The sequence below is a fragment of the Pseudomonas maumuensis genome (assembly GCF_019139675.1).
In the GTDB taxonomy this organism is placed as follows: domain Bacteria; phylum Pseudomonadota; class Gammaproteobacteria; order Pseudomonadales; family Pseudomonadaceae; genus Aquipseudomonas; species Aquipseudomonas maumuensis.
Genome location: NZ_CP077077.1, coordinates 5,429,883 through 5,444,749, shown reverse-complemented (window position 1 = coordinate 5,444,749; position 14,867 = coordinate 5,429,883). Strand labels below are relative to the sequence as shown.

Below are 14,867 nucleotides of genomic sequence, written 5' to 3'. Positions count from 1 at the left end.
GGGTCAGCCCAGGTTGTCGAAGTCGAGGGACTGCTTGAGCGCCGCCCAGTGCGCCGCCTCGGCTTCGCCCAGCGGGGTGGGCTTGACGTAGCTCAGGGCGAACATCTTGCGCGTACCCGGCAGCACCAGCGCCAGCTGGTACTGGTAGACCTTCTCCTGGCCCTTGCTGAACTGGCTGCTCAGCTCGATTGCCTCGATCGGCTGGGCCGCGCCTACCTGGGTGGCGCGGGCCGGCTGGAACTGCAGGTCCTTGACCTGTTGCTGCAGGCGCTGCAACTGGCCGTCGAAGTTGCTCTGCAGGGTCTCGCCCTCTTCGAGCAGGCTGCGGCTGACGATCAGCGAGGTGCCCAGGGCCTCGAAGCGCAGGATGTTGATGCTGGTGTCGCGTACCTGCGCATCGGGCAGGGCGAAGCGGAATTCGTTGAGGCGGTAGCTCATGGTTCGGTCTCGTTACTTGCCGGCGCCGGGGAAGAGGGCCTTCACCGCGCCGTCGATGGTCGTTTTCACGCCCTGATTCTTCGGGTCGGTCTGCGCGCCGCTGCCCACGTTCAGGTCAAGGGTGCCGCCGGTGTTGATCTCGGCGTCGGCGTTGGCGTGGAAGCTGAACTGCTCGCAGCTGATGTTGATCTGCCCGCTGGCGTTGAGCTCGATCACGCTCTTGCCGCAGACCAGGCGCAGGTTGTCGCCTACTTCGATCAGGTAGCTGGTGCTGACGCTGTCGGTCTTGCTGGCGCCGACCAGCAGCATGTCGTCGCGGCGCACGGCGCGGATGCGGTCCTGGCCGATGGTGATGGTTTCGAGCATGCCGACGGTCTGGGTACGGTTGACGCCCACCGACAGCGTCTCGTTCTGCTCGACCACGGTGTCCATGTTGCGTTCGGCATGCATGTACAGCTGCTCGGCGCCCTTCTTGTCCTCCATGCGGATTTCATTGAAGTTGGCCGGGCTGCCGCCCTTGCTCGAACGGCTCTTCATGCCGCTCTGGGTGGCGCCGCCGGGCAGGTCGTAGGGCACCGTCTGTTCGGCGTTGTACACCCGCCCGGTGATGATTGGCCGGTCGGGGTCGCCTTCGAGGAAGCTGACGATCACCTCCTGGCCGATCCGCGGCACCTGGATCGAGCCCCAGTTCTTGCCGGCCGTGGCCTGGGACACGCGGATCCAGCACGAGCTGTTCTCGTTGGACTGGTCGTGGCGATCCCAGTGGAAGTGTACTTTCACCCGACCGTACTGGTCGGTCCAGATCTCCTCGCCGGATGGGCCGACCACCACGGCGGTCTGCGGCCCCTTGACGATCGGTCGCAGGGTGCTGCCCACCGGGCGGTAGTTCTGCTGCGCGTCGATGCAGCTGAGATTGCTCTCGAACTGCGCCGCGCCACTGCCGCCACCGCTTTCCAGGCGCTCCTGGTGTACGTAGTAGCGGGCGGCGACGATAAGGTACTCGCGGTTCTGGTCCTGGCGGCTGAAGTTACTCAGGCTGAACAAGTGGCCGCTGCCCAGGCCCCGGGCGTTGCCACGCAGCTCGACACGCTCGTGCAGGCTCTGCAGCGACTCCAGGCGGGTGCGAGCGTAGTGCTCGCCGTCCTGGGTCTGCTCGTAGGCACCGGGGTAGTCGTACAGCGGGTAGTCGCCGGCCTGGTGCGGGCGCGGCATGGCCGAGCGCACGTCGATGCGCGCGCTGGGACGCTGGAAGTCGTAGTCGTTGAGTTCCAGCGAGCCCGGCTGGACCTCCTGGGCCAGGTGCCAGTCGTTGATATGGTCGCGCTCATGGTGCTGGCCGTCGGGCGGGTAGTAGGGCACGGTCTCGTAGCCCGGCGCCTTCTGGTGCGCACCATAGGCGTCGGCCAGCACCAGCACGTGGCGCTCCTGCTCGTGGCGGAAGAAGTAGTAGATGCCTTCCTCCTCCATCAGCCGGCTGACGAAGTCGAAGCTGGTCTCGCGGTACTGTACGCAGTACTCGCGCTCGCGGTAGCTGCGGCTGAGCAGATCCTCGAAATCCGAGAAGCCCAGGTCGCGGAACACCTGCTTGATGATCTGCGGCGCGCTCAGGTGCTGGAAGATCCGGCAGTCGCTGGTGCGCGTCAGCAACCACAACCAGGGGCGCAGGGTGACGCGGTAGCTGGCGAACTGACCCTGGTCCACCGACTGGCTGCAGCGGGCGACGATGCCGTGGAAGTGCCGCGAGCTGCCGACGTTCTGCTGCACGCTCAGGCTCATCGGCTTGCCCAGCAGTTGGTTGAGGTCGATGGCCGGGTCGTCGCTGGTCAGCTGCAGCTCATAGTCGAACAGGCGGCCAAGCTCCTCGCTGCCGCCCATCTCGGCGAGGATCAGCTTGTCCGGCCCCAGGGGGCTGTTGATTTGCGCCAGGCGCGTGAACTGCTTGAACAGCATGGTCGGTCCTGTCAGTCGGCGGCGCCGAAGTCATAGTGCAAGTCGTTGTCGCGGCGGCTGATGCTGACGCTGGCCAACGGCTTGCCCTCGAGCAGGCGGGTGAGGAACTCGCGGCTCATGTCCGGCAGCAGGCCGTTGGTGAGGATGGCGTCGATCATGCGGCCACCGCTTTCGGTCTCGGTGCAGCGCGAGACGATCAGCTCGACCACCTCGTCGTCGTAGGCGAAGCCGACCTTGTGGGTACCTTCCACACGCTTGCGAATGCGCTCCAGCTGCAGGCGGGTGATGGCCTTGAGCATGGTGTCGCTGAGCGGGTAGTAGGGGATGGTCACCAGGCGGCCAAGCAGCGCCGGCGGGAAGATCTCCAGCAGCGGCTTGCGCAGCGAGGTGGCCACGGCCTCGGGGTCGGGCAGGGCCTGCGGGTCCTTGCAGGTGTTGGCGATCAGCTCGGTGCCGGCGTTGGTGGTGAGCAGGATCAGGGTATTGCGGAAGTCGATCTGGCGGCCTTCGCCGTCTTCCATCACACCCTTGTCGAACACCTGGAAGAAAATCTCGTGTACGTCGGGGTGGGCTTTTTCCACCTCGTCCAGCAACACCACGCTGTACGGACGACGGCGCACGGCCTCGGTCAGCACGCCGCCTTCGCCGTAGCCGACGTAGCCGGGTGGCGCGCCCTTGAGGGTCGAGACGGTATGGGCTTCCTGGAATTCGCTCATGTTGATGGTGATCAGGTTCTGTTCACCGCCGTACATGGCCTCGGCCAGGGCCAGGGCGGTTTCGGTCTTGCCCACGCCGGAGGTGCCGGCGAGCATGAACACACCGATCGGCTTGTTCGGGTTGTCGAGGCCTGCGCGGGAGGTCTGGATACGCTTGGCGATCATCTTCAGCGCGTGATCCTGGCCGATGATGCGCTTGGCCAGGTGCGAGTCGAGGTTGAGCACGGTCTCGATCTCGTTGCGCGCCATGCGCCCCACCGGGATACCGGTCCAGTCGGCGACCACCGAGGCCACCGCCTGGTAATCCACGGTCGGCAGGATCAGCGGGCTCTCGCCTTGCAGCTGGCTCAGGCGCTGCTGCAGGTCGATGAGTTTTTCGCGCAGTTCATGGCTGCCCTGCACGTCCACTTCCTGGTCAACCACGCCGACCTGTTCACGCAGTTGCGCGCGAGTGGCCAGCAGCTCGTCGACCAGGGCTTTCTCCTCGGCCCAACGGCTTTCCAGGGCGGCCAGGCGCTCGCGCTCCTCGGCCAGCAGGCTGTCGGCCTGGGTCTGACGTTGTCCGGTGTTCACACCGATGGCGGCTTCGCGGGCGATGATCTGCAGTTCCACCTCCAGCGCTTCGATGCGTCGGCGGCTGTCGTCTACCTCGGCCGGCACCGCGTGCAGGCTGATGGCCACGCGGGCGCAGGCGGTGTCGAGCAGGCTCACCGATTTGTCGGGCAGTTGGCGCGCCGGAATGTAGCGGTGCGACAGCTTCACGGCGGCTTCCAGCGCTTCGTCGAGGATCTGCACCTGGTGGTGCTTCTCCATGGTCGAGGCCACGCCGCGCATCATCAGCAGTGCCTTGGCTTCGCTCGGCTCGTCCACCTGAACCACCTGGAAGCGGCGGGTCAGCGCCGGGTCCTTCTCGATATGCTTCTTGTACTCGGCCCAGGTGGTCGCCGCCACGGTGCGCAGGCTGCCACGGGCAAGGGCCGGTTTGAGCAGGTTGGCGGCATCGCCCGTGCCGGCCGCGCCGCCGGCGCCGACCAGGGTGTGGGCTTCGTCGATGAACAGGATGATCGGCTTGGGCGAGGCCTGCACGTCTTCGATGACCTGGCGCAGGCGCTGCTCGAACTCGCCTTTCATGCTGGCGCCGGCCTGCAGCAGGCCGACGTCCAGGCTGCGCAGTTCGACGTCTTTCAGGGCCGGCGGCACGTCGCCGGCGACGATGCGCAGGGCGAAGCCTTCGACCACGGCGGTCTTGCCGACGCCGGCCTCGCCGGTGAGGATCGGGTTGTTCTGGCGGCGGCGCATGAGGATGTCCACCAGTTGGCGGATCTCCTCGTCACGGCCAACGATGGGGTCGAGCTTGCCGCTGCGCGCCTGTTCGGTGAGGTCGACGGTGAAGCGCTTGAGCGCCTCCTGCTTGCCCATCGCCGCCGGCGCCACCGCGCCGCTGGCTTCGCCCGGGGCGGCGGCGCTGAAGCCGTCGCTGGCAGCCAGGTTGTTTTCCGGCGAGTCGCCGACGTACTCGTCGAAGCGCTCGCTCAGGGCCTCGACCTTCAGCTTGGCGAATTCGCTGGACAGCCCCAGCAGGGCGTTGCGCAGGCTCGGGGTCTTGAGGATGCCGACCAGCAGGTAGCCGGTGCGCACCTGGCTTTCGCCGAACATCAGGCTGCCGTACACCCAGCCGCGCTCGACGGCTTCCTCGACCTGGGAGGACAGGTCGGTGATCGACGTCGAGCCTCGCGGCAGGCGGTCCAAAGCGTCGGTCAGGTCGCGGGCCAGGCGTGCCGGCTCGACGTTGAACTGGCGGATGATGCGGTGCAGGTCGCTGTCCTGCAGCTGCAGCAGCTGGTGCAACCAGTGCGCCAGCTCGACATAGGGGTTGCCCCGCAGCTTGCAGAACACCGTGGCGGCCTCGATGGCCTTGTAGGCGACGCTGTTGAGTTTGCCGAACAGCGCGGCGCGGCTGATTTCACCCATGGTCCTGACTCCTTGTTGGCGGGGCGTTGACCGGCCGCTCGGCGTAGTACCGGGCAAGCTTCAGGTCGTTGGCATCGTGCGACGGCCGGCCGAGCCAGGTATCGAACCCCAGGCGTTGGCCGGCATTGAGTTGCAGCGCGGGCACCTGGCCCTGCGCGAGGATGAGGTTGAGGTCCCAGTCCAGTTCCTGGCCCAGGTACTCGGCGACCCACGCGGCCAGTTCGACGAACGCCTGCCCGCCGGGGAGCAGGGCGTGGTACTGGTCGAGGGTCAGCGGGCCCAGGCAAAGGCGGAACTTGTGCTGGCGGTCCCAGACGTAGCGGCCCAGGCACAGGTCGACGCCCAGGCGGTTGGCGCGCACGCCGAGCTGGCTGCGCTCAGGCAGTTCCAGCCACTGGCCGACGTATTCCTCGAGCTTCACCGGCACGCCGAAGTAGCTGGCCAGGATGCTGCACAGGCCATCCGGGTAGCGGGTCTGCGCCGCCAGGTGGCCGGACCAGTGCAGCTTGGCGGTATCGGCCAGCGGCCCCTGGCCTTGCAGCTCCGGTTGACCGCGGCCGCTGAGGGCGGCCAGGCGTGCGGCCCAGTAATCGTCGCCCGGGCGGTCATGGCTGACGGTGGGCCGGGCTTCGGCCCAGGCGCGATAGAACAGGCTCAGCAGGCGATGGTGGAAGACATCGAGGAAGCGTTTGCTGGTCGGGTCGGTGTGGTTGCGCTGGCGCTCGCGCATGTACTCGGTCAGGTGCAACGGCAGAGGGCCGTTGGGGCCGCCGAGGCCGAAGAAGAACTGCTCCAGGCGCGCCGGCTGGTCGTCGTTGGCCGTGACCGAGGCCAGCGTCGCCGGGGCGAAGCCGCAGTCCAGGCGCTGGCCCAGGCGCACCGGTTCGTCGGCCAGGCGCAGCGAGTGGCCGAAGCGGGGCAGCTCGGGGTTCTCCGCCTCGAGACGGCGCAGCGCCTGGAAGAAGTCGTATTCCCAGGGCTCGGCCTGCATGGCCTGTAGCGTGTTCACAGGTTCGGCCTGCGCCCGGGCTTGGCTTTCCAGCGCATGATCTCGCCACGTTCGCTGGTGCGCAGCACGGTTTCGGTGAAGCTGTTGATCGACACGTAGCGGGTCAGGAAGCGCTCGAACACCGCGCCCAGCAGGAACACGCCAGTGCCGCGGAAGGCGTTCTCGTCGAACGTCAGGGTGATCTCCAGGCCACGGCCGAAGACGATCGGCCCGGGCATCGGCAGGCGCCGCGTGCAGGGTTTGCAGCTGACTTCGCGCAGGCCATCGATCTGCAGCTGCAGGGCGCTGTCCTGCTGGTCGCCGTACAGGCGCAGCAGCTCGCGCAGGGCGGCTGCGCCCTGGCCTTGCTCGGCCAGCGACAGGTAGTTCAGCGACAACTGGCTGATCAGGCGCCAGGCCCGGTTGTCGTGAGCGTGGCTGGCCTTCGGTCGGCTGGGGCCGGCCAGGCAGCGCACGGCGGATACCGGCGCGCTGTCGGCCAGGCTGAAGTCGCTGCGCCCGTCGCCGACATTCATGAACAGCGGCAGGTCGCGGTTGCTGCACAGCGCGCTGATGCCCAGCTGGCGCAGGTCATGGCGGTACGGCGCCTGGTTGCCATCGACCAGGCTGACGAAGGTCTCGCTGCCCATGTAGCTGGAGCGCGTACCGTTGCGCCGCTGCTCGCTGGAGAGCACGCGCGGTTCGCGGCGCACCAGGTAGTACGCCTGGTCACGGCCATAGCGCGACGGGTCGCGCACCGCGTAGAACGGCAGGAATTCCTGGTCCGGCCCGGTACCGTGGCCGGTGACGCGCTGCAGCGAGTGGATCTCGAAATCGGTGGGCCGGGTACGGTCGGCGATCACGTGGTGCTCGTGGACCCGGTCGGTCAGGTGGAGGCGATCCACCCGGCGTGGGAACAGGTTGATCGCCGGGGTGCAGAACGGCACGAACTGCGCGGCCCCTACGCTGCTTTCCAGCGCGGCGTCGATGCGCTCGAACAGTACCAGCAGCTCCAGCTCCTGGCCGTCGCAGCGCTTGACCGCGCGCTCCAGCCCGGCGAAGTCGACGAACAGGTAGCGCTGGGGCAGGGCGAAGTACTCCTGCAGCAGGCGATAGCCCTGGAAGGCCTGCGGCACCACCGGCAACGCCGCTTCGCGGTCATCGAAGCCACAGGGCAGCAAGGCCTCCTCGAGCGGGATGCGTTCGACCCAGTCGGCGCCCGGCTGGCGCACGAACACCGCGCAGGCGCTGCCCAACAGTTGTTCGTACAGGCGGAACGGGGTTTCGTCGGCACCGTTGAGGTACAGCGGCAAGTGCGTCAGCGGCAGGCTGGAGAACGGAATCTCGGCGCCGCTGCGCAGGGTCAGGCGCAGCCCGGCGCGGGCTTTCGGTTCGCTGGCGGCCAGGCGGCCGAGCACGGCGCCGGGGTTGCCGAAGTACTCGGCCCGGGCCACCTGCAACGGCCACAGGGTGACGTCCTGGGTGCTGCGAAATTCGCAGGGCGTCTGCGAGTTGCGCCCGAGATTGGCGCGCAGGACGCTGTCACGGGGTAGCTGGAATCCGGCGGCCAGCGAGCCTTCGTCGGGATCGGTCTGCAGTTGCACCACGGTCATCGACGGCGTCGGCGCCAGGTAGTGCGGGTAGGCGATTTCCAGCAGGTTGTGGGTGAAGGTCGGGTACTCGGCGTCGAGCTTGAGTTGCACCCGCGCGGTGAGGTAGGCGAAGCCTTCGAGCAGGCGCTCGACGTAAGGGTCGGCGCACTCGATCCCGGACAGCGTCAGGCGCCCGGCGATCTTCGGGTATTCCTTGGCGAACTCGGCGGCACCCTCGCGGATGTGCTGCAGTTCCTGGTTGTACAGCTCGAGCAGGCGCGGGTTCATGCGCGCCTCCGGCGGTCGGCAGGGGCCACGCGCACGTGCCCGGATTCCAGGTCGACGTCGGTCTGCAGTAGCAGCGGCAGGGCCGCCGGCTGGGCCCAAAGGTCGCCTTCGATCTCGAAGCTCAGGGCGTTGGCATTCATCTCGCCGGGTGCGGCCTGGGCGCGTACTTTCAGGGTATGGGCGAGGATGCGCGGCTCATAGGTGGCGATGGCCTGGTGGATGATGCGTTCGAGTGCGTTGAGGTCGATGTTCGACGCGCTGTTGCCGGCCAGTGCCGGCAGGCCATAGTTGATCACCGAGGCGCCGGCCGGGGAGTTCAGCGTGGCGCTGGCGTCGAGCAGCGACGTGGTGTTGAGCAGCCAGGCCAAATCGCGCAGTACCGAGGCCTTGAGCTGCTGCAGGCTGAGCACGCGCTTGTCTGGGGCTTCCTGTGGGTTGCCCGGGTCATCGTCGGTCAGGCGATCCAGCAGCGAAGGCTGCAGGCGGTCGCGGGTGGCGATTTCGGCTACCACTGGAACATCCCTGTGAACATTTTCTGGTCTTCGAAGCCGGTGTCGCACGAGGCGCTCGGCGCCGGGGTTGAGGCCTCCAGGCCGGCCTGGGTCAGGCGCACGGCGCGCGAGGTCTTCAGGCATTCGCCCTTGAGCGTCGGGTGCGGCTGCACATGGGTCACCAGCACGATCGGCGTGCCATTGAACTGCTCGACCCGGGCCTTGCCGGCGCGGTCCGGGCTCAGGCCGCAGGGCCATTGCATGTCCAGCGCCAAACGCTGTTCGCCGCGATCGAGCACACACTGGCCGGCGTTCTCGCTCAGCTTCACGGCCTGCCCGCCCAGGTTCGCCTGGTTCAGCAGTTCGGCGTCGGCGCAGGCGCTCAGGGCCAGCAGCAGGGCGCCGGCCAGGGCAGCGCGGGTCATGTGAGCTCCCAGAACCAGACCTGCTTGGACTGGTAGTTGTGGTCGGAGAAGCCCTTGGTCAGGCCGCGGTTCCACAGGTCGATATGGTCGCCCGTGCGGTTCTCCTGGCTCTGCCCGTTGCGGGCGAAGCAGTCCCTGTAGAAGATGATCCCGGTCTTGGCCTTGAGCGCTTCGCGGGCCTGGGCGGTACCGGCAATCTTCAGCGGGTAGAACAATCGTGTCTCCAGCCAGTTGGCCAGGGATTCGGCGCCACGGGCATGCTCGTGGGCGCACTTGGGTTCGGTATAGGTCGATTTGTTGACCTTGAGGCTCATCTCGCCGTTGAGCGCGATGCTCATGCGGATGGCGCACTGGTTGTCCCACGGGCCGTCGCAGGGCGAGGACACGCTGGGGTAGGCATTCCACAGGTTGATGAAAGAAGGCTTGGCCATGATGTTCACCGTGAGCGGGTGACGCGTGGGGAGGTGCGCCCGCGCCGCGCCCAGGCGCGGCACGGGCGCGGTCGATCAGATCTTGACGTTCGAGCGGATGTTCCAGCCGTACTTGATCGGGCCGCCTTCCTTGGTGCCGTCGGCTTTCTGCGGCTGGTAGTCGACGGTGACCTTGGCGAAGTTCAGGGTCACGTTCTCGGTCAGGCGGTCGTCGCTGCCCGAACCGCCGGTGCTCAGCGAGCTGATGATCACCTCTTCGAGGTTGATGATCAGGTACTCGACCTGGCTTTCACCACCGGCCTTGCGCACGGTCAGCTTGACCTTGTCGATGTGCTTGCCGCTGGAGCAGTGGGCCATCAGGTTGGGGCTGGACTTGTCGATGTACTTGGTGATCGACAGGTCCTGGATGTTGACCTTGCCCGAACCGCCACCGCTGCCCAGGTGCATGTTGCCGGACTGGGACATGCCCCAGCTCCAGTTGAGCACGTCGATTTCGTCCTTGTGGGCCTTGTCGTGGGACTCGCCCTTGATGTCGCCGATCTTGATGAAAATATCTACAGCCATGATGTCCTCGGGATTTCCGGTCGGTTGGCGATGCTATGGGGGCCGCATTGCGGCCCTTTCGCGGGCAAGCCCGCTCCCACAGGGACCGCGGCGCGGCCCCTCGGGGCTGTCAGGCCCCTTTGGCCGAAGGCAGCTTCGACACCAGGCGCAGCGACACGGTCAGCCCTTCGAGCTGGTAGTGCGGGCGCAGGTAGAAGCGCGAGTTGTAGTAACCCGGGTTGCCTTCGACTTCCTCGACCACCACTTCGGCGGCCGCCAGCGGGTGCTGGGCCTTGGTGGTCTCGGTGGAGTGCGCCGGGTCGCCGTCGACGTAGTTGAGGATCCAGTCCTGCAGCCAGCGCTGCATCTCGTCCTTTTCCTTGAACGAGCCGATCTTGTCGCGAACGATGCACTTCAGGTAATGGGCGAAGCGGCAGGTGGCGAACAGGTACGGCAGGCGCGCGGCCAGGTTGGCGTTGGCGGTGGCGTCCGGGTCGTCGTACTCGGCCGGTTTCTGCAGCGACTGCGCGCCGATGAAGGCGGCGAAGTCGGTGTTCTTCTTGTGCAGCAGCGGCATGAAACCGTTCTTGGCCAGCTCCGCCTCGCGGCGGTCGGAAATGGCGATCTCGGTCGGGCACTTCATGTCCACGCCACCGTCGTCGGTGGGGAAGGTGTGTGCCGGCAGGCCTTCGACTTCGCCGCCCGACTCCACGCCGCGGATGCGCGAGCACCAGCCGTAGTGCTTGAACGAGCGGTTGATGTTCACCGCCATGGCGTAGGCGGCGTTGGCCCAGGTGTACTTGCTGCTGTCGGCGCCGTCGGTGTCTTCCTCGAAGGCGAAGGCCTCCACCGGGTCGGTCTTGGCGCCGTAGGGCAGGCGCGCCAGGAAGCGCGGCATGGTCAGGCCGATGTAGCGCGAGTCTTCCGATTCGCGCAGCGAGCGCCAGCCGGCGTATTCCGGGGTGGTGAAGATCTTGGTCAGGTCGCGGGGGTTGCTCAGCTCCTGCCACGAGCCCATGCCCATGACCGTCGGCGAGGCGGCGGAGATGAACGGTGCGTGCATCGAGGCGCAGACCTTGGACACTTCGCCAAGCAGCTCGACGTCGGGCGGCGACTGGTCGAAGTAGTAGTCGCCCACCAGGCAGCCATACGGCTCGCCGCCGAACTGGCCGTACTCCTCTTCGTAGAGCTTCTTGAACACCGGGCTCTGGTCCCAGGCGGTGCCCTTGAACTTCTTCAGGGTCTTGTGCAGGTCGTTCTTCGAGATGTTGAGCACGCGGATCTTCAGCTGCTCGTCGCTCTCGGTGTTGTTGACCAGGTAGTGCAGGCCACGCCAGGCGCTTTCCAGTTTCTGGAAGTCATCGTGGTGGATGATCTGGTTGACCTGGGCGGTGAGCTTGGCGTCGATGGCGGCGATGATCTGCTCGATCGAGCCGATGGCATCGTTGGACACCAGGCTGGTCTGCGCCAGGGCCTGCTCGGCGAGGGTGCGCACGGCGCTCTCGACGGCTTCCTTGGCCCGCTCGGTCTTGGGCTTGAACTCCTGCAGCAGGAGGCTGGCGAACTCGCTCGGGTCCTGGGTGGCCGCCTGCGGGGCCTGGCTGTCGCGCAACGGATCGTTCATGGTCGGTCTCCTCAGGCCTTCGGCTCGGTGTCGGCGGGTTTCGGCGCGCTGGCCAGGGCCTGCAGCAGGGCCGGGTCCTTGATGGCCTTGAGGATGATGTCCTCGGCACCGGTCTTGCCGTCCATGTAGGTCAGCAGGTTGGCCAGCTGGGTGCGGGCTTCGAGCAGCTGGTTCAGGGCGTCGACCTTGCGTGCCACGGCGGCGGGGCTGAAGTCGTCCATGCTCTCGAAGGTGATGTCCAGGCTCAGGTTGCCTTCACCGGTCAGCTCGTTGGGCACGTTGAACGCCACGCGGGGCTTCATGGCCTTGAGGCGCGAGTCGAAGTTGTCGACGTCGATCTCCAGGAACTTGCGGTCGGCCACCGCCGGCAGTGGCTCGGCGGGCTTGCCAGCGAGGTCCGAGAGCACGCCCATGACAAAGGGCAGCTGGACCTTCTTCTCGGCGCCGTACAGCTCGACGTCATATTCGATCTGCACCCGCGGCGCACGGTTGCGCGCGATGAACTTCTGGGAGCTGTCTTTCGCCACGTTGTTCCTCCTGGTCGCCGGTACGGCGGCGTTGCTTGTTGCGGGCGTCGGTGTTGATGCGGTGTCGAGGCGTCAGTCGCCTTCGGGGCCGCGCAGGTTCTCGAATTGCGACAGACCCTCGGGGATCAGGTCGCGGACGATGGTCGCGAAATCGGCGTTGACCAGGTTCTTCGCCCGGCGTAGCAGCACCGGCAACGGGCTCGAGGGCTCGTGGCGGGCGTAGTACTGGAGCAGGCGTTCGAGGCTCTGCAGCACGTCGTCGCGGCTGTTCACTTCGCCGGGCCGCGCCGTCGGGCGGGGTGCGGCGGCGCTGGCAACGGGTTGCCGGTCGTCATGGCTGCTGCTGGCGGGTTGCTCTTCGCTGCTGCTCGAAGGCGGCGCTGCGCCTTCCGGGCTGTAGTCGGCCAGCACCTGCTGGACCTGACGCAGCGGCTGGCGCAACGCCGACAGATCGACGCCGCTGGACGAGCCGACCTGGTCATTGACCCGGCTCTCGATGACGTCAAGGGCGTCGCGGGCCAGTTGCAGCGCCTGGCGGCACTGTTCGAGCTGCTCGGGGTCGGCATCGCGCAGGGCGGCGGCCAGTTCCTCGGCGCTCAGCTGTTCGCTGGCGAAGTGCTGCACACCGGCGGCATGCAGGGCGGCGCGCAGGGTCACCGGGCCGAACGCCCGGGAGCGCACCAGCACTGCGTCGCGCAGCAGGCCGATGTTGGTGTCGCAGGTAAGGCCGGCCAGGGCGTTGATGCGTACGGTAGGGTCGTTGTCGTCGGCGGCATCCAGCTGCGGGTGCAGGTGCAGCCAGTATTCGCCGAGCAGGTCGCGGATCAACTCGAGGCTGGCGGCCAGCCCCGGCAGGCCGTGCAGGGCCAGGTTGGCCTGGACCAGGAAGTGGGTGATGCGCAGGTCTTTGCTGCGTTGCAGCAGGTCGGTGCAGGACTGTTCGATGGCGCGCCACTGCGGCGGTTCGGCTGCTTGCACGGCATCGCCCATCACGCGCTCGGGGCGGCCCTGGGCATCGCGTTCCAGTTGCAGGAAATCGGCATCGTATTCGAGGTCGTCGCCGCACGGGAAGTCTGCGGAAACAGCGGCGAGCAGCTGCGGTGAGTTCACCAGAAATCGATCTCCATATCGGCCCTTGGCGAGGGCTTCGTATGCGCCAAGTTACAAATGTGAATTGGCGCACAAACTTGTCAAAGAATGCGAAGTTGATATCACGGTGATATCACTTTGGCACTCTTAAGTTGCGCATTTATGGTTTATTTCCAAATTGCTGTCAAGGTAAGCTATGCGCCGCGCAAGGCGACTGTGAACCAGTTGGCAACCCTTGGCGTCCATTGGTCAGGTGCCATCAAAGTGCCTTGCCGATGGGGTTTAATACGACCTTTCGGGAAGCGTATTTTGGCGTCTGGCCCTTGATTTTAAAGGGCTTGGTCGAAATGCCAGGTCGGGCTCGTTTATCCACTCAAACGGATAGATGAGTGTTTCATATATATGCAAGGAGGCATGATGGCACTTTGCCTGACCATTACCAGTTATCACAAGATCACCCCGGGTCAATGTCCGGAGAAGTTGCTGGAAAACGGTGCCATCAGCGTCGGTCGGGCCGCGGATAATGATTGGGTACTTCCAGATCCGGAACGCCTTGTTTCTTCGAAACATTGTGTGATCCAGTTCAAGGATGGCCGTTATTACTTGACCGATAACAGCACCAATGGCGTGGAGTTGGTGCATGCCGGTATTCGCCTGCGTCGCGGTAACAGTGAGCCGTTGATGGATGGCGAAGTTATTCGAATTGGCGATTACGAGATCCAGGCACGTATTGATTCCGGCTTGTCGATCCCGTTTGCCGGGCAGTCGGAGGTGCATAGTTTCGAGGCCCTGATGGCCAACCAGGTGGCCACCCCGAGCGCACCCATTGCCGGTGCGCCTGCGGCCTTCCTGCAGGGGGCGTCGAGCCACGACACCCTGCCGGATCTGTTCGATTTTCTCGGCCCTTCAAGCGTGCCGCCGGTCAGCCAGCCGGATCATGTCCCCGCGCAGCAGCATGACTTTCGGCCACCCACGCCGGTGGTGCCGCCGCCCGCGCCTGTACCGGTCGTCACCCCCGGCGCGCCGGGCGTGATCCCCGATGATTGGAACCTGTTCGACGAAACCCCGGCACCTGTTCTTCAGCCCGCCCCTGCACTGGCGCCAGCACCGCCACCGCCGCTGGCGGAGCCACTGACTCCGAGTGAGCCTGTTGTCCGACCGCAGCCCGCCGTGACGGTGGCACCGCCTGCGGGCAGCGATGTGCTGCTCCAGGCTTTCCTGCGTGGCGCAGGCATCGAGCACCTGCGCATCGACGCCGTCGATGCCGCCGCGCAGATGGAGGCCATTGGCCGCAGCTACCGGCTCATGGTCGAGGGCCTGATCGATGTGTTGCGCGCGCGCAGCAGCCTGAAAGGCGAGTTCCGCATGCAGCAGACCAGCATCGCCCCGGTGCGCAACAACCCGCTGAAATTCGCTCCCAATGCCGACGAAGCACTGCTGTTGTTACTGCGCGAGGGCAACCAGGCGTTCATGGCCCCCGACCAGGCAGTGCGCGACAGCTTCGATGACCTACGCGCCCACCAGCTCGCGGTGATGGCCGGCATCGAGGCGGCGCTCAAGCACCTGCTCAAACGCTTCGAACCCGCCCGCCTGGAGGAGCGCCTGGCCCCCGCCGCCGGGCTGGCCAAGCTGTTCGGCGGTTCGCGCCAGGCCCATTGCTGGCAGCAGTTCACCGAGCTCTACAAGCAGATTTCCCGGGAAGCCGAAGACGACTTCCAGGACCTGTTCGGCCGCGAGTTCAGCCGCGCCTACGAGGCCCACAGCCAACGCATGCAACGTTCCTGAGGCCAACGC

13 protein-coding genes are annotated in these 14,867 nt (G+C 66.3%); 1 reads left to right on the top strand and 12 read right to left on the bottom strand.

The genetic code is table 11. From position 1 onward, the window contains the following. Nucleotides 1-3: 3 nt before the first annotated feature. The 12 genes from KSS90_RS24205 to tssA form a co-directional block, all read right to left on the bottom strand. Nucleotides 4-438, bottom strand: a complete 435-nt coding sequence (locus KSS90_RS24205) for a DcrB-related protein (RefSeq protein WP_217867570.1) — start codon at nt 436-438, stop codon at nt 4-6. Nucleotides 439-450: 12 nt separating this feature from the next. After that, nucleotides 451-2,388 (bottom strand): type VI secretion system Vgr family protein, encoded by a 1,938-nt coding sequence (locus tag KSS90_RS24200; protein WP_217867569.1) that lies wholly within the window; start codon nt 2,386-2,388, stop codon nt 451-453. Nucleotides 2,389-2,399: 11 nt separating this feature from the next. Continuing rightward, nucleotides 2,400-5,075: a type VI secretion system ATPase TssH gene (tssH, locus tag KSS90_RS24195; protein ID WP_217867568.1), complete on the bottom strand. Its 2,676-nt coding sequence runs from the start codon at nt 5,073-5,075 to the stop codon at nt 2,400-2,402. Next, on the bottom strand, nt 5,068-6,117 hold the full coding sequence (gene tssG / locus KSS90_RS24190; protein ID WP_217869851.1) for a type VI secretion system baseplate subunit TssG: 1,050 nt from the start codon (nt 6,115-6,117) through the stop codon (nt 5,068-5,070). Before tssG ends, tssH begins: the two co-directional genes overlap by 8 nt. Further along, complete coding sequence (tssF, locus tag KSS90_RS24185) at nt 6,081-7,943, bottom strand: type VI secretion system baseplate subunit TssF (RefSeq protein WP_217867567.1); 1,863 nt, start codon at nt 7,941-7,943, stop codon at nt 6,081-6,083. Before tssF ends, tssG begins: the two co-directional genes overlap by 37 nt. Continuing rightward, nucleotides 7,940-8,455 (bottom strand): type VI secretion system baseplate subunit TssE, encoded by a 516-nt coding sequence (tssE, locus tag KSS90_RS24180; RefSeq protein WP_217867566.1) that lies wholly within the window; start codon nt 8,453-8,455, stop codon nt 7,940-7,942. Before tssE ends, tssF begins: the two co-directional genes overlap by 4 nt. After that, the gene (locus KSS90_RS24175; protein ID WP_217867565.1) at nt 8,449-8,859 is read right to left on the bottom strand and encodes a hypothetical protein; all 411 of its coding nucleotides are present in this window, start codon (nt 8,857-8,859) and stop codon (nt 8,449-8,451) included. The genes tssE and KSS90_RS24175 overlap by 7 nt, the downstream gene beginning before the upstream one ends. Further along, the gene (locus KSS90_RS24170; protein ID WP_046857485.1) at nt 8,856-9,290 is read right to left on the bottom strand and encodes a type VI secretion system amidase effector protein Tae4; all 435 of its coding nucleotides are present in this window, start codon (nt 9,288-9,290) and stop codon (nt 8,856-8,858) included. Before KSS90_RS24170 ends, KSS90_RS24175 begins: the two co-directional genes overlap by 4 nt. A 75-nt stretch (nt 9,291-9,365) precedes the next feature. Further along, entirely contained in the window at nt 9,366-9,854 is a 489-nt protein-coding gene (locus KSS90_RS24165) for an Hcp family type VI secretion system effector (protein WP_023632508.1), read from the bottom strand. 109 nt (nt 9,855-9,963) lie between these two features. Then, a complete protein-coding gene (gene tssC, locus KSS90_RS24160) occupies nt 9,964-11,457 on the bottom strand; it encodes a type VI secretion system contractile sheath large subunit (RefSeq protein ID WP_046857484.1) in 1,494 nt (497 codons plus the stop codon). Nucleotides 11,458-11,468: 11 nt separating this feature from the next. Continuing rightward, complete coding sequence (gene tssB, locus KSS90_RS24155) at nt 11,469-11,984, bottom strand: type VI secretion system contractile sheath small subunit (protein WP_023632506.1); 516 nt, start codon at nt 11,982-11,984, stop codon at nt 11,469-11,471. Nucleotides 11,985-12,056: 72 nt separating this feature from the next. Next, entirely contained in the window at nt 12,057-13,094 is a 1,038-nt protein-coding gene (gene tssA, locus KSS90_RS24150) for a type VI secretion system protein TssA (protein ID WP_217867564.1), read from the bottom strand. 396 nt (nt 13,095-13,490) lie between these two features. On the opposite strand from tssA, the gene tagH reads away from it, so the two are divergent. Continuing rightward, nucleotides 13,491-14,858 (top strand): type VI secretion system-associated FHA domain protein TagH, encoded by a 1,368-nt coding sequence (gene tagH / locus KSS90_RS24145; protein ID WP_217867563.1) that lies wholly within the window; start codon nt 13,491-13,493, stop codon nt 14,856-14,858. Nucleotides 14,859-14,867 lie beyond the last annotated feature (9 nt).